Below are 19813 nucleotides of genomic sequence, written 5' to 3'. Positions count from 1 at the left end.
ATACGGAACGTTCTGCATGTGGAACGATAGCCCTCACGACGGTACCGATCAACGCCGTTCCGCTCCTCCCGGACCGCCTCACATCTCAGGGACTCCCCATGACCCACCTGGCAGCTCGCGTCGGCGCTCGCGTACGGGAGTTGCGCGAGGGGCGGGGGCTGTCGCTGTCCGAACTCGCCCGCAGAGCGGAGATCGGCAAGGGAACGCTCTCCGAGCTGGAGGGCGGCGGACGCAATCCCACACTCGAAACGCTCTACTCCCTCACCACGGCGCTGGACGTCCCGCTGAGCGCGGTGCTGCACGGGCTCACCCCGGTCGCCGAGGTCTCCGGGCGAGCAGTGGACGCGGTACTGACCGAGCGCATCAAGGACGACGAGGCGGTCACGGAGACGTACCGGATCCAGATCCGCCCCGGGAGCGTCCAGGAATCGGCGGCCCATGCCCCGGGCACCACCGAACACATCGTCGTGCTCACCGGCACCGCACGCGTCGGCCCCCGCTCCGCGCCTCAGGTACTCGGCCCGGGAGCGCACGGCAGTTGGTCCGCCGACGTCGCCCACGTCTACGAGGCGCCGTCGGAGCGGGTCGAGGCGCTGCTGGTCGTGCGCTACAAGCGCTGAGCACGCCCGCCCGTCAGCCTCGCATGCTCATGTCCTCCCCTCGTCAGCCCTCACGCCGTCACACCGTCACGCCGGATCCAGCAGTGACGTCCCCAAGTGGGTGCGCTGGTAGAGGACTTCCCTGCCGGCCCGCTCGGACGTCACCAGGCGGCAGCGACGCAGGACGGACAGGTGGTGGTTGGCCGTGGGCGGCGTCATGCCCAGCAGGCTCGCCACCCGCGTCGTCGACAGGGGCAGGTCGAGCCTCGCCAGGATCCGTGCCCGCGTGCGCCCCACCAGTTCCTCCACCGGGGCGCCCTCGGTGGTGGGCACGGTGGTCCAGACCCCGGCGATCCCACGGGCCGGGTACCCGATCGCGGGCCGGGCCCCCTCGTCGTACAGCACGCCCAGCCGGGGCCAGCCGAAGATGGTCGGGACGAGCAGCACGCCGTGCCCGGTCGCGGGGCGTTCGTACGAGACGGGCTTGCGCACCCTGATCCGGTCCGCGCCGTACTCGAGGTCCTCGTGGAGGTCCTCCAGCACCGCCGCGAGGCCGCCGGTCGTCAGACGGCGCGCCCGGTACGCGATGTCCGCGTCCAGCAGCGAGCGCAGCCGGGGCCACACCGGCTCGACCGCGCAGCGCCAGTAGGCGTCGAGCTGGTCCACCAGACGGGGCAGGGTGCTCCCCGGGTCGTCGTACAGCGGGCGCAGCGTGGGCGGCACCGGGCCGTGTCCGCGCAATTCGTCGACGCCCGCCCGCAGTTCACCGGGCGTGGCAGCCCGCACCGCCGACAGTTCGTGCGCGAAGACCGGGTCCGCGCGGCCGGGCGGCGGGCAGAGGAAGTCGGGCAGGACGCCGGGCGTCCCGGTGAGGGCGAGCAGGAGGTCCAGGTCGAGGGTGCGCACGCGCCTCGCCATGACGTTCCACCACGGCAGGTGCAGGCCGCGGCGCCGTGGGTCCTGGAGGGCCGCGAGGCTGTGCACGGCCTCCTCCAGCGGGGACCGGGCGAACCTGATCAGGGACAGGTCCTGGGCGTTCAGCCGTAAGTCGATCACGGCCGAAGATTAGAGCACCGTCTCATCGTGGAGCCAGACCCCCCGCCCCGGCAGTCTTCTCACGTCGCCACCGGGCGGCGCTCCCGGAACGAACCGCGGTGAACACCCATGTCAGGCCGCGGGTCGGGGAGTTGGAGCGACGCTGTGCCGTACCGCCTTCCGGATCGGGGCGCGCGGTTCTGCGGGGAGGAGCGTCAGATGCCTGACGACCGGGGAAGCGGGGCGGTACGGGAGGGGCGGCGCGGGTTCGCGCGGCTGCGCCGGCTCCGCCGACCGCGCGGGTGGGTCCTGTGCGCGTCCCTGGCCGTACTGGCGTCCGCCGCCGTGGGGGTGCACTCCGCGGTACCGCCGCCGGGGCCGGGCACGACCCCCCGGGCCGACGGCCCGGCCGTCAGGCCGACGACGGCGGAGGCGGACCTGCTGCACCGCGCGGAGCAACTGCTCGTACGGGACTGCATGCGGCGGGCCGGTTTCCGCTACTGGCCGACGCCACCACGGCCCGGCTCCGGGTACCGGGACTTCCCGTACGGCATCGACGACCCGGCCTGGGCGGCACGCCACGGCTACGGCCGGGACGTCGTGCGGCTCCTCGACCGGGCCGAAGCGGCGAGTCCCCAACGGCGCTACCTCGACGGCATCGGCGAGCAGCGGCGCCGCGCCTACGGGACCGCGCTCAACGGCCCCGCCCCGCAGGGCCTGAGCATGACCGGACCACTGGGCGGCACGCTGACCAGGAGCGACCAGGGGTGCGTCACGGAGTCCTGGCGGCGCCTCTACGGCGACGCCCAGGAATTCTTCCGGGGCAACGAGACGCTCCGCCAGCTCCAATCCCTGCGCACCGGGCGCGTGCTCGCCGATCCGAACTACCTCGCTGCGGCCAAGCGTTGGAGCGCGTGCGTCGCAGGAAGCGGCCAGACGGCCCCGAACCCGTCGGCCCTGCGCGCCGGGCGCCTGGCGCTCGACGAGCCGGACGCCGAGGCGCGGGACGTCGCCGCCGCCACCGCGGAGGCCCGATGCGCCCGCTCGACCGGACTCGCGACCACGGCACGAGCCGTGGAGCGCGCGAGGACGGCCGAGTTGGAAGCGCGGTACGGCCCGGACCTCCGACGACTGTGGGGGCTGCAGGCGTCCGCACTACCCAGAGCTCGCGATGTCGTCGCACGTGATGTGGATGACGTGCGGTGACATCGCGCGGCGGGGACCGCCAGAAATGAAACGAACACACCTTTCCACCAACAGAGTTGGAGAACAGATCCCATGAACAAGCTCCGCACGGCACTCGCCGCGCTGGCCCTGTCCGCGGCGACCGCCGTCGCCCTGCCCACCGCCGCCCACGCGGACGGCGGCTGCGCCCCCGGCAACTTCTGCGTCTACGCGGACGACACCAACTACACGTTCGCCACGCAGGGCAACTCCGGCGCCTGGCCCGGATCCGTCGCCAACAAGAACGACTGGGTGGGCAACAGCGGCTACAACAGCGGCAAGGCCCAGGTCGACATCTTCTGGGGCACCTCGGGCGAGGGCTACGGCGCCTACGCCTGCCTGGGGCCGGGCAACGCCTGGAACCTCCGCGACAACAGCGTCAAGTTCGGCTGGACGAAGAACGGGGACAGCCGGGGCCTCGGCCAGAAGGTCCACGACAACGCGGCCGCGCACCTGTGGGTCTACAGCTGCGGCAACAACAACTGGTAGGCCGCACCGCCGGTTTGGCACCGGCCAGTGACGCGACGTCATCCGCTCGCCGCGCGGGGCGCTCCCCGTAACACGGGGTACGGGGCGCGCCCCGCGCAGGGCCGGCGCGGGTTCTCTTGAGGACGGGGGGCGGCCGGTGGCTACCGCAGGGGGGGCGGCCACCGGCACCGCAGGAGGCGGTGGGACGCCACACGCATGGCACTGCGCCACCACGCCTGGGTCCCACCGTCGCCGGGCCGACCCGAACCGGCCTTGCCGTGCGGCGAGTTGGACTCAGACGTGGATGGTCAGGCCGCTGGCCGGGTCGTGCGAGACCAGCGTCGGCATGTCCGGGCGGTACTGGACGGTCTCGCCGGTCAGCAGGGCCTTGCGCCCACTGGCCGTCGCGACCTCGGCCAGGAACCGCAGCACCGCGGCCACCCCAGCCGCGTCGACCACGTCGTCCGGCCAGACGGAGAACTCGATCTCCTCCTCGTCGTACGGCAGCGCGAAGAACCACACGGGCCCGAAGCGGGCCCTGAAGGAGAACGTCGTCCCCTCCCCCTCGGGGTCGTCCGCCCAGGCGCGGAAGAGGTCGTCGATCATGGGGCGGACCGGGTCGAGCCCCGGGAACGGGTGCTCCACCTCGGTCTCGTCGGCGACGGCCCGCAGGTGCTCCAGCACGGCGATCCACCCGGCCCGGCTCGTCCCCAGGACGCGAATGTCCCGCAGGCTGCCGTCCACCGCGAAGACGTCGCACATCCACGGCTCGGGCAGGCACCGCTCACGCGCACCGTGGTCACCGGTGTGAACATGAACGTCCCCGTCCGCCCGCCCGTCACGGGCCCCCACCCCGTGCGCCTGCGCGCCGATCTTCTCCCCCATGGGGTCACAGTAGGACGCCGACCGTGCGACGTCCTACGCGATTTCCCCGCACCGCGTCACCCGCCAACCCGGCACCCGGGACCCGTCACGCGACGGCCGTACCCTCCAGCTCGACCAGCTGGCCGGGGATCGCCAGGCGCGACACCCCGAGCATTGTGGTGGTCGGCGCCACGCCTGCGGCAGCCAGACGCCCCGCGAGCCCGCCGTAGTGCTGGAAGAGGAGATCGACGTCCGTCGTGTAGACGTTGAGCCGCACGAGGTTCGCGAGGGTCATGCCGGCCTCGCCCAGCACGGCTTCCAAGTTGTCGATGCTCAACGCCAACTGCCCCACCATGTCCCCCTCGTGCTGGGGCTTGCCCTCCGCGCTCATCGCCGTCTGGCCCGAGGCGTACAGCGTCCGCGTGTGACCGGAGACGACCTCACCTTGGTTGAACCCCAACTCGGCCGACCACGTCACCGGGTTGATCGCCGTTCGCTCGACTGCCACGTCAGCTCCATTCGTTTCAGGGCGAGTCGGGGGAATCCGGAGGGAGTTCGCACTCCCGTCGGCCCACGACCCGTCCGCCGATGTCCTGGTGACGAGCTTGCCAACGAATCACGACACCCTTGGTCATGTATTCGCTTAGGGTTCCCGCATGCGCGCCGACCGGCTGGTCTCACTCGTCCTCCTGCTGCGCCAGCGGGGGCAGTTGACCGCTGAGACGCTGGCGCGCGAGCTGGAGGTGTCCACCCGTACCGTGCTGCGCGACATCGACGCGCTGTCGGCGGCGGGCGTCCCGGTGTACGCCGAACGCGGACGCAACGGCGGCTTCGCGCTGTTGCCCGGCTTCCGCACCGAGCTCACCGGGCTGACCCACGACGAGGCCCTCGCCCTCCTGACGGCCGGATCGGGGCGCGGTGAGCAGGTGTTCGGGCTCGGCTCGGCGCTGGCCTCGGCCATGCGGAAGGTGGTCGACGCGCTGCCCGAGAGCCATCGGGACACGGCCGACGACGCGGTACGACGGTTCCTCGTCGACCCGGAGACCGACCTGCTCTCCCGCCGCGTGGCCGCCGACGAGGTGTCCGGCACCACGATGGTCGAGGTCAGGCGCGCGGTACTCGCCGGACACCGGCTGCGCATCCACTACGCGGCCGTGGACCAGCCCCCACGGTGGCGCACGGTGGACCCGATCGGCCTGGTCACCGTGCGCGACAAGGTCTACCTCCTCGCGACGCGCGAGGGCGCGGACCGCACCTACCGGCTGTCCCGGGTGCTGGCGGCCGAGGAACTCCCCGAAGCGGCGGAGCGGCCGGGCCGGGTCGACCTGGAGCGGATCTGGCGGGAGCGGTCCGCGCGCTTCCTCTCCGACGGGGAGCACCTCACCGCGCTGGTACGGGTGAGCCCGGCGCGGCAGGAGGAGCTGCTGAACACCGCGCTGGCCGTAGGTGTCGAAGAGCCGGAGGAGCGGGGAGGGCCGGAGGAGCAGGGAGGGCCGGAGGAGGCCGTGGATGCCGGAGAGGCGGATGCGGACGGCTGGTTGCGGCTGCGGGTGACCTTCCAGGACCCGCGGCACGCCGTCTGGGCGCTGTGGCAGCTCGGCGCGGACGCGGAGGCGCTCGCCCCGCGCTCCTTGCGCGCCGCCCTGCGCGACCGCGCCGCCGTGGTCGCCGCCCGCTACGAGCACCCCTGACCCGTGCGCCCGCACGCGCGCTCACGGGGCGGCCGGGGCGTCGCCCGCAGGTTCGGTCGCGTACCGCCGCATGGTGGCGACGTGGGCCTCGGAGGACAGCTGTTGTCCTGCGGCGATCATGTCCTGGAGGTCGCGGAAGTACTGCACGTACAGGTCGGGGGTGAAGGTGCTGAGCATGACGGCCGGCTCGTCGCCGACGTTGGCGAAGGTGTGCGGCGCGCCCGGCGGCACCATCACCAGCGTCCCGGCTGGTGCGTCGTGGTCCTGGTCGCCGACGGTGAACCGCACGGTCCCGGAGACGACGTAGAACCCCTCGTCGTGCTGGGCGTGCCGGTGCTGCGGCGGGCCGGGCGTGTGCGGCGCGAGGACGGACTCCGCGACCCCGAGGCGGTGCCCGGTGCCGCTGCCGTCCTCCAGGATGCGCATGCGCGTGGTGCCCAGGACGACGGTCTCGCCCTCGCCGGGCCGGACCACGCGGACGGATGCGGTGCCACTGGCTTTCGATGCGTCGGTCATGGAACGATTCCACTGCGGGGCCACGTGCGGTGTCCAAGACCTGTTCCGTGGGCCCGATACCGGCCGGGCATCGCGGCATTCCAGGGACCGGTGTGTTCCATCTCGCAGGACCGTGCGGCAGGAAGCGCGCCGCGAGGGGGCAGGATGGCGGACGATGACTACTTCAGCGATACCCGGACCCGCGACGTCCGCGACTCCGATCTACGAACTCCTCGTGCGCGAACGCGGCGACGTCCTGGCCGAGAGCCGACGGGCGGCGGAGAGCGCACACGCCGAGGCACGGCGAGCACTCGACTGGACGAGTGTGCGGGGCCGTTCCGCCGGCGGCGCGGGGGACGCGTTCTCGACCTTCTCCGCCTTCGACCGCAGGCCGCCCCGGGACGGGAACGACGCGGGGGGATACGGCACAGGGGGATACGGCACGGGGCGCTGAAGCATGGAGAGTTGAGCTTCCGGCACCTACGGCTGGGGAGAGTACGAGGTACGAGGGTGTGGGACCCGCGCGCCGAGTTCCAGACCTTCCAGCGCCTGAGGAACCTCGCCCGGGACCGCATCGCGGTCCTGGTGACCCACCGCATCACCAACGTGGCCGTCGCCGCAGATCACCGCCTACGCGACGGAGGAACGCCGCGGACCCGGCACGTGAGGCGCAGAGTGAGCCGTCGCATGAGCCTGCCCCCGGAGGAGTCGTCCACGGTCTGCTCGGCCGGGCTCGGCTCCGCCGGGTCGGCGCCGGGATCTCCTCGGTGATCGACGGCTTCCTCGCCGAGCCCGACCGTTTCCAGAAGTACGTCCAGCGCCTTGTCGGCCTCCTCGTGGGGCTGGGTGAGCCACACCAAGGAGACACCGGCCGGATTGCCGTCGTGCTTGCTGACCGCGAAGCTGAACCCCTTCAGACGGAACATCACCACGTCGAGGTCGTCCAGGCCGTCCCACGACCGCTCCACCTGCAGCCTCAGCCGCCGGGCAATGGGCTGCACCGGCAACGACAGCACTCCGATGACCTGGAACAGCGGAGAGACGTGGGCCCACACGCTGTACTGGTACGCGGGGTTCTTGCCGGTGTAGTACGGCGGTTGCACGGCCGGCTGCCATTCCGGCTCGGGTCCCGGCACTTCGGTACTCGTCACCGCTGCCCCTCCCCCCGTCACGTGAGGGTCCGCACGGGGTTCCCCTTGAGGTACGCCTCGATGTCTTCGACCGCCTCCTGGAAGTAGCCCTCGTAGTTGCGGCGCGTGACGTACCCCAGGTGCGGCAGCGCCAGGAAGTTGGGGGCCGTGCGCAGGGGGTCGTCGGGCGGGAGCGGCTCGGTGGTGAAGACGTCGGCGCCGGCTCCCGCGATCCATCCCTCGCGCAGGGCGCGCAGCAGGGCGTCCTGTTCGACGATGCCGGCGCGGGAGGTGTTGACCAGGTAGGCGGTGGGCCGCATCAGGCGCAGTTCCTCCTCGCCGATCAGCCCCCGGGTGCGGGCGCTGAGGACCAGGTGCACCGAGACGAAGTCGCTGGTCCGCAGGAGGTGTTCCTTGGACGGGGCCAGGGCGGCCCCGGCCGCCGCGGCCCGTTCGGTGGTCAGGTTCTCGCTCCAGGCGGTGACCTCCATGCCGAACGCCTCGCCGACCCGCGCGACCTTGGCGCCGATCTTGCCGAGCCCGAGCAGCCCCAGGCGCCGGCCGTGCAGGTCGGCGCCGAGGGTGGACTGCCAGGGGCCACTGCCCCGCACGGCGTTGGCCTCGGGGACGATCTGGCGGGCCAGGCCGAGGAGCAGGGCCCAGGTCAGTTCGGCGGGCGGTTCGGAGTTGCTGGCGGTGCCGCACACGGTGACTCCGTGGCGTGCGGCGGCGGCCAGGTCGATCGCGGCATTGCGCATCCCGGAGGTGATGAGCAGCCGCAGCTGGGGCAGCCTCGCGAACACGGCGGCCGGGAACGGGGTCCGCTCGCGCATGATGATGACGATCTCGCAGTCGGCGAGGGCGTCCACGAGCGCGTCCTCGGTCGCCAGGTGCTCGGTGTACGTACGGATCGCGACGCCGGGGCCCAGCCGGGACCAGTCGGCGAGGGAGCGGGCGACGTCCTGGTAGTCGTCCAGCACCGCACAGTTGAGCTCTGCCGACACCACGGCTCCCGTCATCTCGTCCATGCACCGGCCCTCCGGCCGGGTCGGGGTCGGTCGAGCCTATCCGGCCGACGTGCGGCCGCCGCGAGGACCCCGGGCCACCTGGCCCCGTGCGGCCGCCGCGAGGGTCCCGGACCCGGCCCTCGCGCGTCGTTGCCCGAGTCCCCAAAGGATCGTCGACGGAGGGGGACGGCCACGGAGGGACGGGCGACCGGCGCTACGCGGACGCGATGGCCTGTCGGACGACCTGCGCGGTGGCCGCCGGGTCGTAGCCCTCGGGCACTCCGTCGACCAGGATGATGTCGCCCTTGACGTGCCGGGCGCGCAGCGGCGCGATCTCCTGGTAGGCGGGCGAGTCCCACCACTGCCGCGCCTGCTCGATGGTGGGGAAGCCGATCACGACGACCGCGCCCGGCCACTGGCCCTCCTTCGTCTCGTGCACCGCGCCGTGCACCAGGAAGGCGCCGCCGTACGGTTCGAAGGTCGCGCTGATCCGCTCGATGTACTCGGCCACCTCCTCGTGGGCGCCCGTCTCGTGCAGGTTGGCTATCGCGTATGCGGTCATGGGGTGGCTCCGTCCCTCTCAGCGTCTCGACGCTTCGTCTCAACTTCCCTGAACCTCAGAGGAGATCATGGTGCGAGATGCGAAGCCCACTGATTTCCCACGTCCACCACGCACACTTGGCGACGGCCCGCCCCAACCCCCTTGCCTTGAAGCGCACTTCAAGATCCAGACTCTCCCCCGTGACCGGCGAGCGCGCCGGGCCGTGACGGAGGGGACCCCCATGAAGTACCGCACCATCGGCAGCGACCCGGCGACCCGCCGCGAGGTGAGTGTCCTGGCGCTGGGCGCCATGCTCTTCGGCACGTACACCGACGAGAAGACGTCGTACGCCGTGCTCGACCGGTTCTTCGAGGCGGGCGGCACCTTCATCGACACTTCCAACGCGTACGCCTACTGGGCCGACGGCGGAACCGGCGGCCAGAGCGAGGAGCTGCTCGGGCGCTGGATGCGCAGCCGGGGCGTGCGCGACCAGGTCGTCGTCGCGACCAAGCTGGGCGCCCGCCCACTGGCCCCCGGCACCGGGTTCACCGACAACCCGGAGGGCCTGTCGGCCAAGGCCGTCCGAGAGGCCGCCGAACGCAGCCGCGAGCGGCTCGGGGTGGAGCGGATCGACCTGCTGTACGCGCACGTGGAGGACCGCACGGTCGACCCGCGTGAGACGGTCGAGGCGCTCGGCGCCCTGGTGGCCGAGGGCGCGGTCGGGCTGCTCGGGGTGAGCAACCACGCGGTCTGGCGGGTCGAGCGCGCCCGGGCGCTGGCCCGCGAGGCCGGGGTCGCGGGGTACGAGGTGCTCCAGTACCAGCACAGCCTGCTGCGGGCCCGCCCGGACGTGCGCAGCGACGCGTTCCCGTACGGCAACCTGGGTTCGGCGGGTCCGGAGCTGGTCACCTACCTGGGCGCCGAGCCGGAGTTGACCCTGGTCGCGTACTCGCCGCTGCTGGGCGGTGCGTACGTCCGCGAGGACAAGCCGCTTCCGTCGGACTACGAGCACCCGGGCAACCCGCCGCGCCTGGAGGCCGCCCGCGCGGTGGCCCGGGAGACCGGCGCGACGGTCAACCAGGTGGTCCTGGCCTGGCAGTTGGGCGGCGCACTCCCGATCGTCCCGCTGGCCGGCGCCTCCTCGCCGGCCCAGCTGGAGGAGAACCTGGCGGCGGTCGACCTGGAGCTGACCCCGGAGCAGCGGGCTCGTCTGGACGAAGTGGCGTGAGACGCGTACGGGAGGAGTGGTCAGGTCCGGCAAGGAGCGCGGGCGGCTCCTCCTCTGCCGCTAGGACCTGTCCGGTCGCTCACGCCTGGGCCACGGCGCCTGGCACGCACGCTCGCCGCGTTGTCGTCGGTCGACAACGCTCCGCGTTGCCTCCCTCCTCCGCCTTGCGATCGCACGCACCAGCCACCGCTCACCAGAACCAGAAGCCACCCGGCACCGATGCCGGCATGACCGACCGGACAGGTCCTAGCCGCTCCGCAGCGCGTCGAGCAGCCGCGTGCGCAGGAGTTGTACGGCCGGGGACTGCTGGCCCTTGCGTGTGACCAGGCCCAGCCGGGCCTGGGTGACGGCGTCGGTCAGCGGGACCGTGCGCATCCCCGTCCCCTGCGCGGAGGACTCGCTGAGGACGACCGCGCCGGCGCCCCGCTCCGCGAGGTGGAGCAGTGTGAGCGGGGAGCTGGCTTCGATGTCCACGTGCGGGTCGAGGCCCGCCCTGCGGCAGGAGTCCTCGTAGGCCGCGCGGATGCCCGTCCCCGGGGAGAGGCAGAGGACCTTCTCGGCCCGGAGGTCGGCGAGGCGCAGTCCGGGCCGGTCGAGCGGGTGCCCGGGCGGGACGACGGCGGTGATCGGCTCGTCGATGACGACGCCCGCTTCCAGGCCCGGGACGACGTCGCCCGCGTACCCGATCAGGGCCAGGTCGAGCGAACCGGCGAGGACGCGGGCCTGGAGGTCGTGGGAGTGGCCCTCGTGCAGGCTGAGTTCGACGCCTGGGTGCGAGCGGCCGAGGTCGGCGACCGTGTCGAGGAAGGGCGGGATCGAACAACCCATGATCATCCCGAGCCGGACCCGGCCGCGCACGGCGTCGGCGAACTCGGCCGCGGTGTGCTGGATGGCCTCGAGGGTGGCGAGGGCGTTCTTGGCGAGCGGGAGCACCGCCTCGCCCAACGGGGTCAGGCAGATGTGCCGTCCGGACCGGTCGAGGAGCGGCTGGCCGAGTTCCGCTTCCAGCTTGGCCACCTGGGTGCTGATGCCGGACTGGCTGACGTGCAGGCGCTGGGCGGCGGCGGTGAACGTGCCCTCGTCCATGATCCCGGTGAAGTAGCGCAGCTGATGGATCTCCATATCCAGAAATGATAGCGATGATCCGATCTATCTGTTGGACGGATGGGGAGGAGCGCTGGAGGATGGGGGCATGACGACAACGAAGACTGCGCGAGAGCTCGCCGAGACCTACTTCACCGCCTGGGAGGCGGGCGACTTCGAGACCCTGCGGGGGCTGTTGGCCGCGGACGTCGACTTCGTCGGACCGATGGGCACGGCGTCGGGGACGGAGGAGGCGCTCGCCGGGCTGAAGGGGCTCGGCCAGGTGCTCGAGAAGATCGACGTGCGGACGCGCGTGGCGGAGGGGGACGAGGTCATCACCTGGTTCGACCTGCACACCACCGTCGCCCCGCCCACCCCGACGGCGAACTGGATGCGCGTGGAGGACGGGAGGATCGCCCGGATCCGGGTGACCTTCGACCCCCGCGAGCTGCTGGCCGGGTTCGAGAGCGCGTCGTAGGACGCCAGGTGCCCGCGAGGAGCGTCAGGTACACGAGGAGAGCGTCGGGTACACGAGGGGAGCGTCCGGTACACGAGGAGAGCGTCCGGTACGCCATCGGAGCAAACGAATCCGCTTGCTAGAGTCCAGCCGGTCATGCGTGAGGAACCCCGTCGAGCCAGTGGGCTCGGCGGGACGGCACAAGGAGTACGGCGTATCGGCGGGCTCGACAGCACAGCACGGGGAAGCCAGGGGAGCCGCGGCATCGAAGGAACACCGCAGGGAGCGCGCGAAAGCAACCGCCTCCACGGAACGGTCTCGACGCAGCTCACCCGCTTCCTCGACACCGCCGTGCGCGGGTCGGGGACGTCGATGGCGCGCTTCGCCACCTTCCCCGACCTCGGCGCCGACGTCCTGTCCAACGACCTCGCCCGCGTGTCCACCCATTCCCTCGTGGCCCTGTGGGAGCAGCTGACGCTCGTCGGGCTCGGGCGCGACATCGGCGCCCTGGTCCTCAAGGACGCGCCGCTCGGTACGTTCGGCGTGTGGGACTACCTGGTCACCACCGGCGACACGCTGGCCGACTCGCTGCGCGTGGCCATCGAGCACTTCGTCAGCCTCGGCGACCCGGCCAACGAGACCCTGAAGGTCTTCGAGGACGACCGCACGTTCACCATCCGCCACTCGACCGGTTCATGGGGCCCGGACGTCATCGAGACCGTCCAGCTGTGCGGCCTCGCCCTGTTCGCCACCCGGGCCACGGCCGCCGCCCGGCGGCCCGTACGACCGCTCAGGATCACCCTCACGCAGCGGGCGCCGCGCTCCCACCAGGACCTGAGCGCGTTCTTCGATGCCGAGACCATCGTGTTCGACTCGCCCGCCAACTCGATCACCTTCCGCGCCGACGACGTGTACGCGCCGCTGCCCGGCGCGGTGCCCGGCCTGCGGCGCGTCCTGCTCGACCACGCGTCCCTGGCCCTCTCGTCGGCCGTCATCCCGCCCGCAGGCTGGCTGGAGCTGTTCCACCTGGAGCTGGAGTCGGCGCTGCGCGACGGCGTCGGGACGCTCGACCAGGTCGCCGCGCGCCTCGCCATGGGCTCCCGGACGCTCCAGCGCCGCCTGGCCGCCGAGGGCACGACCTGGCGGGCGGAGCTGGACGCCGCACGCCGTCGGCGCGCCGCGCACCTGTCCCGTACGTCCGACCTGCCCCGCCACTCCGTCGCCGCCCGCGTCGGCTACAGCGACGCCCGGGCCCTGCGCCGTGCCGCGCGGCGCTGGGAGCAGGACGGTCGGGGGCCCGACGGCGCCTGAGGCGGTCGAGCCGTACGAAGAGGGGGCACGCGGGACGGCGTCCGCGTGCCCCCTCATCGGCTCCCGGCCCGGGCGCCGCTCACCCCTCGCCCGGCCTCGGCCTCAGTCGCAGGGCCAGGCGGACGCCGCCTCGCGTTCGGCGGCGGGCAGCATCGTGAGGTCGCGTGCCGTCAGCGGTGCCGGGGAGGTCTTGCAGGTCTGGGCGACCACGGCCGCCGCCTCCGGCAGCCCCTTCTCGGCCGCGCCCTCGGCGCGCGGTGCGTCCACCACGGTCAGGGCGTCGCCCGTGACCACGATCATCCGCATCGTGCGCCCGTCCTCGCTGACCGGCACCACCATGGCCTGCGGTCCGCCGGCGACGTCGGCGGCACCGGACCCGGGCGGCAGCACGGCCTGGTAGGTGCGCCCGAGCTGCGGCATGGAGACCCGCACCGCGTACACGTCGTCGGCGGCGCCGAGGCGTTCCACGACGTACCGGTGCGAGGCGTCGGTGAGCGGCCCGTCGGCGCCGCCCGCCGCGACGCGGTCGCCGTAGCGGGTGAGGATGTCTTCGCCGCTGCCCTCGGGCAGGGTGACCGCTGTGGGCTTCAGGCCGTCGAGCCGGACCTCGTCCACCTTCTTGCCGCGCGGCAGGGCGACGTCGCCCTCGACGGTCGGGGTCGAGGTGTGGATGTTCACCACCTCGCCGCGCAGGGCGTCGGCGGGGCCGTACGCGTACAGCACGCGGTGGGTGTCGTTGTTGAAGTCCAGGAACTGGCGCTCCCCCGCCGCGCGGTCCACGCCGTCGCCGTTCGCCGCGAACGCCTTGACCGGGTCCGCGCCCATCAGGTTCCACACCTCGCGGTGCCCGTCCGGCTCGGCGAAGGCGATCATCCCGCCGCAGTCGCTGATGGCGAAGGCCGACGCGGGGTCGATGGCGGGGCCGACCGTCGCCCACTTGGGGGCGGCGGCGTCCTTGCCGAAGACGAGCACCTGCATCCGGGCCAGCTCCTCGCCCTTCTGCTGGGTCAGGACCGCCAGCTTGTGACCCTCCGGGGCCACGTCGGCGGCGAGCACCCGTCCCTTCGGCGCGAGCCCGGGGAACGACTTGACCACGTGGTCGTAGGCGCCGCTGGAGCGCAGCAGCGCCCCGTACAGCGCATCGCCGTGGTCCGCCGGGCGGCCGGAGGCGGCCCAGGCGGCGAGGGCGAAACGACGGCTGTCCTGACGGGCCTTGGCGAGTACGGTCCCGTCGCCGCCGCCCGCGACGCCGGGGGCGTAACCGATCGCGGTCATGGTCAGGGCCGTCGCCCGGAGCGCCGCCCCGGCCGGTCCCGTGCTCGAACCGCGCACCGGGGAAACGTCGGCGACCGCCTCTTGCACGCCGGGCACGGCGCTGACGAGGAAGGGCGCCGCGACGGCGGCGAGCGCGACGCCGCAGCTCGCCGTGACGGCCACCTTGGCCGCGCGCGGCCATCCCTTGCGGGGCTCGCGGTCGGTGGCGGCAGGGGCGTCCTCGTCCTGCTCCGACGGCGCCGGGGCCGTCCCGGCTACGGTCCCGGCCCCGGCGCCGGTGGTGCGGGCGAAGGCGCGGCCGTTGCGCCCCACGGAGGCGGCGGCTTGACCTCGCTTTTCCGGGCCGGCGGCCTGGGCCGACGCGGGCGCGGTGGTGGGGGCCGGGGCCGCCTCCTGGTCCTGGGCCGCGTCCGAAGGGGCGGGCGCGGTGGTCGGGCCGGAGGCAGCGCTCCGGTCCGCGCCCGCGCCGTAGCGCTGCTGCGCCGGGACGATGGCCTGCGCCTGCGGTCCGTTCCCGGCCTTCTCGCCCGTACCGGGCGCGCCCTGACCGGTTCCGGTCGGTCCTGCGGTCGCCTCGGGGTGGGTGTTCCTGCTCACGTGGGGGTGCTCCTCCATGGGATGGCGTCGCGTCCGCCTTCCCGCTGCTCTGCGCTCCGGGCCCGATCGCTCCGCGCCCTGCGCCCTGCCGCGAACGGCAGTACGTCGCCGGTTCCGTCGCCGACCGGGGGACGTCCTCGGCGGGCTTTTCGTCGTATGGGATGCCAGACGACGATCCGGAGGCCATTCGAGGCATTCCGCGACGGCGGGGCAACTTCGCACCCCGTTCGGGTGAGGGACGCGTTCCGGTCGTGCCGTACGCCGTCCGCGCGACGCGCAGCAGGTCAGCGCGGCGGAGCAGGAACGTTCCGGGAGCGCCCGCGCGGGGGCCGCGGCGCCACTCCCCGGGCCGCGCCCGGCATGATCGGGCTGCTCAGGGCGGGGACGGTGCGCGAACGGCCGTCCGGGCGCCGGGGAACGCCCTCCGGAGGGACGCCTTGACGCGACCGGCTGACGGTGCGGGGCGTGACCCCCGCCCGCGCCTCCCCTGTCGCTCTGCCCTGCCGATCTCGCCTGAGGGTCTCGCCTGACGATCTCCTCCGTCGATCTCCCTTGCCGGCTCAGCGCAGTTGCTCGGCCAGGCCGACGATGATGCCCTCCGGGCCGCGTACGTAACAGAGCAGGTAGCTGTCCTCGTACCGGGCGATCTCGCCCAGGAGTTCGGCGCCGTGGGGCCGCAGCCGGGCGACGGTGCCCTCCAGGTCGTCGACGGCGAACATGACCCGGTGGGTGCCCAGGATGTTGTGCGGCCGGTTACGCGGCTCGTCGCTGGTCGCGGCCGGGCTGCGGTACCTCGCCAGTTCGAGCCTGCTGTGGCCGTCCGGGGTGCGGACCATGGCGATGTCGCAGTGGACGCCGTCCAGTCCGGTGCACTGGTCGGCGACCTTGCCCTTGACCTCCGCCCGGCCCTCCAGTTCCATCCCGAGTTCCACGAAGAACGCGATGGCGGCGTCCATGTCCTCGACGACGATGCCGACATTGTCCATCCGCTTGATCGCCATGCTGATCTCTCCTTCTGCTCGGTTCTTCTCGTTACGGGCTTCCCGGTACGGGCTCCCTCGTACGGCCTCGGGGGCCGCTGTCACCCCTGGGACGGAGCCGGTCCCGCGTTCTCGACATCCGCGGGGCGTCCGATCCCGGAATTATCCGTGTGCGGTCGTCTTCGGGCCCCGGCCTCCCGCGCGGGTCTCGTCCCGGGTCCCGTCCGGGGCGTACGCGTGGGGGAAGGTGAAGGCGTACGGGGCCGGGCCGTGGGCGTGCAGGTGCTCCAGCTTGGAGACCCCGTCCTGCCAGGTGGCCGTCCCGCCTTCGCCGACCCACCAGAACACGTACGGCGGGTGCCCCGTCCGCTCGAACCAGTCGAGGCGCCGGTTCAGCGCGCCGCGGTGCAGGCCGGTGTACACCGCCCCGAAGGCCGGGCGCAGGCCGGTCCAGAGCGAGAGGCTCGCGGCGAAGGCGATGGTTTCCCGGGTGCGGCCCTTCGCGTACCAGGCCGGTACGCCGAAATCCCCCCAGGCTCCCCAGTCCGCGTCGAAGTGGGTGCCGCGGTAACCGGCCGGCGCCTCCGCGTGGCCGAGGTATCCGGGATGCCGCTCGATCTCCTGGTAGACGGCCCCGGCGCCGTCGATGAACGCGCGGGGCACGGGCGAGGGATCGGCGAGGGGAGCCTTCAGGACACCGAACGTGTACAGGGCAAGCTGAGGCATGCGTCTCCAGGGTGGGGATGGCCGGTGGGGGATGGCGGGGTCCGCCGATGACCAGGAACGTAAACCCTCGGAGCAATCCTGTCGATATTGCGTTTTTGCTGCTCAAGTGCCCTTGCGTAGAGGCTGTTTACCGCGTTCGGACGTTCACGGCGGTGGCGGAGGACCGATGTCACAGCTGGGGCTGCTGTCTCGTCCTGGGAGGTGACGGCACCCGTCAAGACCTGCCAAGCCCCATCAAGGAGTTGCAGTGGACGCTCTGCGCTACGTGTTCCTCGTCTTCCACCTCTTCGGCTTCGCCGCCCTCCTCGGCGGGGTCTTCTACCAGCTGCGGGGCAAGGACACGGTGACGGGCGGGTACATGGTGACGAGCGCCGTGGTCCAGCTGGTCACCGGCGCCGGGCTCATCTGGACCCGGACGTCGCTGGACCTGCCGGTCAACGGCGCGAAGATGTGGGTCAAGCTGGGGCTGGACGTCCTGGTCGCGGCGGCGGCCCTGATCGGCATGCGCAACAAGCAGGCCTGGGCCTTCTTCTCGGTGGCGTCCTTCACGGCGGCAGCGGTCGTCGTCGCCGTCGTGTGGAAGTAGCACGAGAGCTCTTACGGAACCACGAGACGCGGAAAGGCGTCGAGCCCGACCACCGCCGGGCGGTGGTCGGGCTCGGGGTCACGGCGCTGCTCGCCGTGGCCGGACGTCCTAGAAGTTGCCGGACCAGACCCAGCCGTGCTTGCCGGAGTCGGCGCCGGAGTCCACGTAGCCGTAGTACCAGCGGTTGCCGGCCGAGTTCACCGTCGAGCACTGCACGCGGAAGTCGCCCGCGCTGTCGACGCGCGCGACGACCTTCCGGCTTCCGGCCGGGCCGTCGTGGACGGCGGGCCACGACAGGTTCGGCGCGATGATGGTGCGGTCGGCGTCGTTGCGGGTGCAGCCGCTCTTGCCGATGGCGGCGGCCGAGGCCGGTGACGCGGTCAGGGCGATGCCGCCCACCATCATGGTGGTCGTCGCTACGACGGCCGCTGCGCGGCGCATGGCTGAACGCATGTGAGATGTCTCCCGTTCGTGGTGCGGTGTCTCGTGGTGCGATGTGCTGTCCTCGCGGCGGCCCCGGGGCCGGGCCGGCGGCCCGCCACCCGGTGCGCCCGCGGGCGCACGGCCCACGGACACGGGCGCGGCGAACACGCCCCGCGGTACGCGAGTCCCGGTGCGGGTCCCCGCGCGGGCGTCGACCGCCGCTCACGTCCTGAACACGTGTACGAGGAGTGTCGATCATGGCACAACGCCCCGCGCGGACCTGCGCACGAGCGCGCGCACGAGCGGAACCTTCGCTACCTGGTGACGAGTCGTCCACACGGTGAGACCGTGCGTTTTCCGGGCGTACCGCCCGGGCCCGCCTCGGTGCCGCACGCGGCACACGGAGAGGAGACGTCGGTGACCAAGTGGTTCAAGAACGTCGAGTACGCGGAGAGCGCGGACGAGGCCGACAAGTTGCTCAAGGAGTTCTGCGACAGCATCGGTTTCGCCAAGGAGTACGTGTCCACCACCGCGTGGAAGCACTCGGTCGACCTCGCCTGCGCCAAGGACTCGGGCCTCGACGGCGCCAAGGGCACCCTGCTCGCCGACCAGCGGGACATCGCGGACACCGCGCGCAGGAAGGCGCGGGTCGCGGCGATCGCCGCCGAGAAGGAAGAGATCATCGGGCAGATCGACGGCGTCGACGACTTCGACGACCACGTGGTCGCCATCTTCAAGCAGGTGTGCGCCCAGTACGAGGCGGGCGGCCAGGTCGACATGACGTACGGCCAGTCGGTCTCCAGGGCCGTCTACGACGGCCTGCGGCCCAACTGGAGCGCCCTGGCCAAGGTCGCCGCGGCGTGCGACGGGCCCCTCTTCACCGGGCTGAGCAGCATGGCGATCGAGAACAAGGAGGAGAAGGGCAAGGGATCCGTCGGGGGGACGCTGGAACGCCGCAAGAACCAGGGGAACTTCTTCATCCGGGTGAACAACGTGCGGTTCAACATCCACATCAACATCGAGTAGGAACGGGAACCTGGCCGAACGCGCGCCCCGTCGCTCGTATCGTTTCCGTGCAGACCTGACCCAGGGGGAGCACGGAATGAGCACGCCACACGAAGTGACGCCCGCCGCGCTGCGGGACCTGTCGGCCGCGGCCGAGGCACTCGCCGAGCGCATCGAGGCCGCGCACGCGGCGCTGCGGGCGGCGGAGGGCACGGCACAGGTGGGCTTCCTGCTCGACGCGGCGGCGGGGCGCGTGCGCGACGCCGCCGCGGCCCTGCAGAACACCTCGGAGGACCTCGCCCGGGCCCGTACCGGCCGCGACCCGAACCTCTGCGGAGTGCCCTGGGGCATCTGTCCCGAGCACGGCAACACCCTCACCGTCTCCGGGGGCAAGACCTGGTGCTCCTCCCTGGCCTGCGGCCGCATCTGGCCCTACGACCGGCTGTCGACGCCGTGCGCGGAGCCGGTGCGGTTCAAGGTCTCCATCCCGCACGGCGGCGTCTCGCGCATCTGCGGGGCGCACGCGCGGGAAGCGGCCGAGCGGATGGAGGGCGTGGTGGTGGAGCCCCTGGGCTGAGGGCGCCGGGTGTCTGGCGTGGCAGCGTGCGAACTCCCCCGCAAAGCGCGGGTGACGGCCCTGAACGAGCGGCTCCGCACGTTTGAGCTGGTCGGCGGTGAGCAAGTAGTGTCGAAGGCAGACCGCCGTACACGCACACACCGTGCGCACCTGCACACGCACGCACACGCATTTCAAGGGGAAACATGCTCGGGGGAATCCTCACCGTCGTCGTCATCGCCATCGCACTCGTGGTGGCAATCGCCGCGGACCGCACGCAGAAGAAGCGCGAGAAGGCCTTCTGGGACCGCTACGGGACCTTCGAGGGATTCCAGGCGGAGGCGGACGGGACGGAGATCGCGCGCGTCCGCGGCAGCCGGGGGGACATCGCCGCCATCAAGGCCGCACGAGAGGCCTACCCCGGCCTCCCGCTCATCCACGCCAAGCGCTACGTGGACGAGCTTCCTCGTAACTCGTAATCCGCGCCCGCACACGTGTGGAGCCGTGGCCCACCCCGTCGGGGTGGGCCACG

24 protein-coding genes are annotated in these 19813 nt (G+C 72.4%); 12 read left to right on the top strand and 12 right to left on the bottom strand.

Annotation, left to right across the window (positions count from 1 at the left end):
- Positions 1-98: 98 nt before the first annotated feature.
- A complete protein-coding gene (locus ABT160_RS40095) occupies positions 99-620 on the top strand; it encodes a helix-turn-helix domain-containing protein (protein ID WP_351653619.1) in 522 nt (173 codons plus the stop codon).
- A gap of 66 nt (positions 621-686) precedes the next feature.
- On the opposite strand, the gene ABT160_RS40090 is transcribed toward ABT160_RS40095, so the two are convergent.
- Positions 687-1655, bottom strand: a complete 969-nt coding sequence (locus ABT160_RS40090) for an ArsR/SmtB family transcription factor (protein ID WP_351653617.1) — start codon at positions 1653-1655, stop codon at positions 687-689.
- Between the two features lie 198 nt (positions 1656-1853).
- On the opposite strand from ABT160_RS40090, the gene ABT160_RS40085 reads away from it, so the two are divergent.
- On the top strand, positions 1854-2840 hold the full coding sequence (locus ABT160_RS40085; RefSeq protein ID WP_351653615.1) for a hypothetical protein: 987 nt from the start codon (positions 1854-1856) through the stop codon (positions 2838-2840).
- A gap of 72 nt (positions 2841-2912) precedes the next feature.
- Complete coding sequence (locus tag ABT160_RS40080) at positions 2913-3347, top strand: hypothetical protein (protein ID WP_351653613.1); 435 nt, start codon at positions 2913-2915, stop codon at positions 3345-3347.
- A 273-nt stretch (positions 3348-3620) separates the two neighbouring features.
- On the opposite strand, the gene ABT160_RS40075 is transcribed toward ABT160_RS40080, so the two are convergent.
- Positions 3621-4211: a hypothetical protein gene (locus ABT160_RS40075; protein WP_351653611.1), complete on the bottom strand. Its 591-nt coding sequence runs from the start codon at positions 4209-4211 to the stop codon at positions 3621-3623.
- A gap of 85 nt (positions 4212-4296) precedes the next feature.
- Positions 4297-4698 (bottom strand): RidA family protein, encoded by a 402-nt coding sequence (locus ABT160_RS40070; RefSeq protein WP_351653609.1) that lies wholly within the window; start codon positions 4696-4698, stop codon positions 4297-4299.
- 148 nt (positions 4699-4846) lie between these two features.
- Between ABT160_RS40070 and ABT160_RS40065 the strand changes: the two genes are divergently transcribed.
- Positions 4847-5881, top strand: coding sequence for a helix-turn-helix transcriptional regulator (locus tag ABT160_RS40065; RefSeq protein WP_351653607.1), 1035 nt, complete (start codon positions 4847-4849; stop codon positions 5879-5881).
- Positions 5882-5902: 21 nt separating this feature from the next.
- Here ABT160_RS40065 and ABT160_RS40060 read toward each other — a convergent pair whose 3' ends face one another.
- On the bottom strand, positions 5903-6397 hold the full coding sequence (locus ABT160_RS40060; RefSeq protein ID WP_351653605.1) for a cupin domain-containing protein: 495 nt from the start codon (positions 6395-6397) through the stop codon (positions 5903-5905).
- 154 nt (positions 6398-6551) lie between these two features.
- On the opposite strand from ABT160_RS40060, the gene ABT160_RS40055 reads away from it, so the two are divergent.
- Positions 6552-6830 (top strand): hypothetical protein, encoded by a 279-nt coding sequence (locus tag ABT160_RS40055; RefSeq protein ID WP_351653603.1) that lies wholly within the window; start codon positions 6552-6554, stop codon positions 6828-6830.
- A 169-nt stretch (positions 6831-6999) separates the two neighbouring features.
- On the opposite strand, the gene ABT160_RS40050 is transcribed toward ABT160_RS40055, so the two are convergent.
- From ABT160_RS40050 to ABT160_RS40040, 3 genes are all read right to left on the bottom strand, one after another.
- Entirely contained in the window at positions 7000-7527 is a 528-nt protein-coding gene (locus tag ABT160_RS40050) for a hypothetical protein (protein WP_351653601.1), read from the bottom strand.
- A gap of 17 nt (positions 7528-7544) precedes the next feature.
- Positions 7545-8534 carry a D-2-hydroxyacid dehydrogenase family protein gene (locus ABT160_RS40045; RefSeq protein WP_351653600.1) on the bottom strand — a complete coding sequence of 330 codons (990 nt, stop codon included), beginning with the start codon at positions 8532-8534 and terminating at the stop codon, positions 7545-7547.
- Between the two features lie 193 nt (positions 8535-8727).
- Complete coding sequence (locus ABT160_RS40040; RefSeq protein ID WP_351653598.1) at positions 8728-9075, bottom strand: DUF1330 domain-containing protein; 348 nt, start codon at positions 9073-9075, stop codon at positions 8728-8730.
- Positions 9076-9295: 220 nt separating this feature from the next.
- On the opposite strand from ABT160_RS40040, the gene ABT160_RS40035 reads away from it, so the two are divergent.
- Positions 9296-10282, top strand: a complete 987-nt coding sequence (locus ABT160_RS40035; RefSeq protein WP_351653596.1) for an aldo/keto reductase — start codon at positions 9296-9298, stop codon at positions 10280-10282.
- Positions 10283-10528: 246 nt separating this feature from the next.
- Here ABT160_RS40035 and ABT160_RS40030 read toward each other — a convergent pair whose 3' ends face one another.
- Positions 10529-11404, bottom strand: a complete 876-nt coding sequence (locus ABT160_RS40030; protein ID WP_351653595.1) for a LysR family transcriptional regulator — start codon at positions 11402-11404, stop codon at positions 10529-10531.
- 70 nt (positions 11405-11474) lie between these two features.
- Between ABT160_RS40030 and ABT160_RS40025 the strand changes: the two genes are divergently transcribed.
- Both ABT160_RS40025 and ABT160_RS40020 read left to right on the top strand, forming a co-directional pair.
- Entirely contained in the window at positions 11475-11843 is a 369-nt protein-coding gene (locus ABT160_RS40025) for a nuclear transport factor 2 family protein (RefSeq protein WP_351653593.1), read from the top strand.
- 351 nt (positions 11844-12194) lie between these two features.
- On the top strand, positions 12195-13133 hold the full coding sequence (locus ABT160_RS40020; RefSeq protein ID WP_351653591.1) for an AraC family transcriptional regulator ligand-binding domain-containing protein: 939 nt from the start codon (positions 12195-12197) through the stop codon (positions 13131-13133).
- Positions 13134-13235: 102 nt separating this feature from the next.
- Here the strand turns inward: ABT160_RS40020 and ABT160_RS40015 are convergent, their stop codons facing one another.
- The 3 genes from ABT160_RS40015 to ABT160_RS40005 all read right to left on the bottom strand — a co-directional run bounded on the left by ABT160_RS40015 (position 13236) and on the right by ABT160_RS40005 (position 16711).
- Positions 13236-15005, bottom strand: coding sequence for a hypothetical protein (locus ABT160_RS40015; protein ID WP_351653589.1), 1770 nt, complete (start codon positions 15003-15005; stop codon positions 13236-13238).
- Positions 15006-15565: 560 nt separating this feature from the next.
- Positions 15566-16006 (bottom strand): VOC family protein, encoded by a 441-nt coding sequence (locus ABT160_RS40010; protein ID WP_351653587.1) that lies wholly within the window; start codon positions 16004-16006, stop codon positions 15566-15568.
- Between the two features lie 141 nt (positions 16007-16147).
- On the bottom strand, positions 16148-16711 hold the full coding sequence (locus ABT160_RS40005) for a DUF3291 domain-containing protein (RefSeq protein WP_351653585.1): 564 nt from the start codon (positions 16709-16711) through the stop codon (positions 16148-16150).
- 247 nt (positions 16712-16958) lie between these two features.
- On the opposite strand from ABT160_RS40005, the gene ABT160_RS40000 reads away from it, so the two are divergent.
- Positions 16959-17297 carry a hypothetical protein gene (locus tag ABT160_RS40000; RefSeq protein ID WP_351653584.1) on the top strand — a complete coding sequence of 113 codons (339 nt, stop codon included), beginning with the start codon at positions 16959-16961 and terminating at the stop codon, positions 17295-17297.
- A gap of 108 nt (positions 17298-17405) precedes the next feature.
- Here the strand turns inward: ABT160_RS40000 and ABT160_RS39995 are convergent, their stop codons facing one another.
- On the bottom strand, positions 17406-17738 hold the full coding sequence (locus tag ABT160_RS39995; RefSeq protein WP_351653582.1) for a hypothetical protein: 333 nt from the start codon (positions 17736-17738) through the stop codon (positions 17406-17408).
- Positions 17739-18137: 399 nt separating this feature from the next.
- On the opposite strand from ABT160_RS39995, the gene ABT160_RS39990 reads away from it, so the two are divergent.
- The 3 genes from ABT160_RS39990 (at position 18138) to ABT160_RS39980 (ending at position 19760) form a co-directional block, all read left to right on the top strand.
- Positions 18138-18746 (top strand): hypothetical protein, encoded by a 609-nt coding sequence (locus ABT160_RS39990; RefSeq protein WP_351653581.1) that lies wholly within the window; start codon positions 18138-18140, stop codon positions 18744-18746.
- A 76-nt stretch (positions 18747-18822) separates the two neighbouring features.
- Positions 18823-19302 carry a hypothetical protein gene (locus tag ABT160_RS39985; RefSeq protein WP_351653579.1) on the top strand — a complete coding sequence of 160 codons (480 nt, stop codon included), beginning with the start codon at positions 18823-18825 and terminating at the stop codon, positions 19300-19302.
- A gap of 185 nt (positions 19303-19487) precedes the next feature.
- Positions 19488-19760 carry a hypothetical protein gene (locus tag ABT160_RS39980; protein WP_351653577.1) on the top strand — a complete coding sequence of 91 codons (273 nt, stop codon included), beginning with the start codon at positions 19488-19490 and terminating at the stop codon, positions 19758-19760.
- Positions 19761-19813 lie beyond the last annotated feature (53 nt).

Source organism: Streptomyces sp. NPDC001941 (assembly GCF_040296945.1).
In the GTDB taxonomy this organism is placed as follows: Bacteria; Actinomycetota; Actinomycetes; order Streptomycetales; family Streptomycetaceae; genus Streptomyces.
This window is presented reverse-complemented; position numbering and strand designations above follow the sequence as displayed.

Coding starts and splice junctions, on each gene's coding strand:
- ABT160_RS40065 (WP_351653607.1), top strand. CDS start 4,847: ATGCGCGCCGACCGGCTGGTCTCACTCGTCCTCCTGCTGCGCCAGCGG.
- ABT160_RS40025 (WP_351653593.1), top strand. CDS start 11,475: ATGACGACAACGAAGACTGCGCGAGAGCTCGCCGAGACCTACTTCACC.
- ABT160_RS40055 (WP_351653603.1), top strand. CDS start 6,552: ATGACTACTTCAGCGATACCCGGACCCGCGACGTCCGCGACTCCGATC.
- ABT160_RS40020 (WP_351653591.1), top strand. CDS start 12,195: ATGGCGCGCTTCGCCACCTTCCCCGACCTCGGCGCCGACGTCCTGTCC.
- ABT160_RS40005 (WP_351653585.1), bottom strand. CDS start 16,711: ATGCCTCAGCTTGCCCTGTACACGTTCGGTGTCCTGAAGGCTCCCCTC.
- ABT160_RS40030 (WP_351653595.1), bottom strand. CDS start 11,404: ATGGAGATCCATCAGCTGCGCTACTTCACCGGGATCATGGACGAGGGC.
- ABT160_RS40095 (WP_351653619.1), top strand. CDS start 99: ATGACCCACCTGGCAGCTCGCGTCGGCGCTCGCGTACGGGAGTTGCGC.
- ABT160_RS40045 (WP_351653600.1), bottom strand. CDS start 8,534: ATGGACGAGATGACGGGAGCCGTGGTGTCGGCAGAGCTCAACTGTGCG.
- ABT160_RS40040 (WP_351653598.1), bottom strand. CDS start 9,075: ATGACCGCATACGCGATAGCCAACCTGCACGAGACGGGCGCCCACGAG.
- ABT160_RS40060 (WP_351653605.1), bottom strand. CDS start 6,397: ATGACCGACGCATCGAAAGCCAGTGGCACCGCATCCGTCCGCGTGGTC.
- ABT160_RS40085 (WP_351653615.1), top strand. CDS start 1,854: ATGCCTGACGACCGGGGAAGCGGGGCGGTACGGGAGGGGCGGCGCGGG.
- ABT160_RS40035 (WP_351653596.1), top strand. CDS start 9,296: ATGAAGTACCGCACCATCGGCAGCGACCCGGCGACCCGCCGCGAGGTG.
- ABT160_RS40080 (WP_351653613.1), top strand. CDS start 2,913: ATGAACAAGCTCCGCACGGCACTCGCCGCGCTGGCCCTGTCCGCGGCG.
- ABT160_RS40075 (WP_351653611.1), bottom strand. CDS start 4,211: ATGGGGGAGAAGATCGGCGCGCAGGCGCACGGGGTGGGGGCCCGTGAC.
- ABT160_RS39995 (WP_351653582.1), bottom strand. CDS start 17,738: ATGCGCCGCGCAGCGGCCGTCGTAGCGACGACCACCATGATGGTGGGC.
- ABT160_RS39985 (WP_351653579.1), top strand. CDS start 18,823: ATGAGCACGCCACACGAAGTGACGCCCGCCGCGCTGCGGGACCTGTCG.
- ABT160_RS39980 (WP_351653577.1), top strand. CDS start 19,488: ATGCTCGGGGGAATCCTCACCGTCGTCGTCATCGCCATCGCACTCGTG.
- ABT160_RS40010 (WP_351653587.1), bottom strand. CDS start 16,006: ATGGCGATCAAGCGGATGGACAATGTCGGCATCGTCGTCGAGGACATG.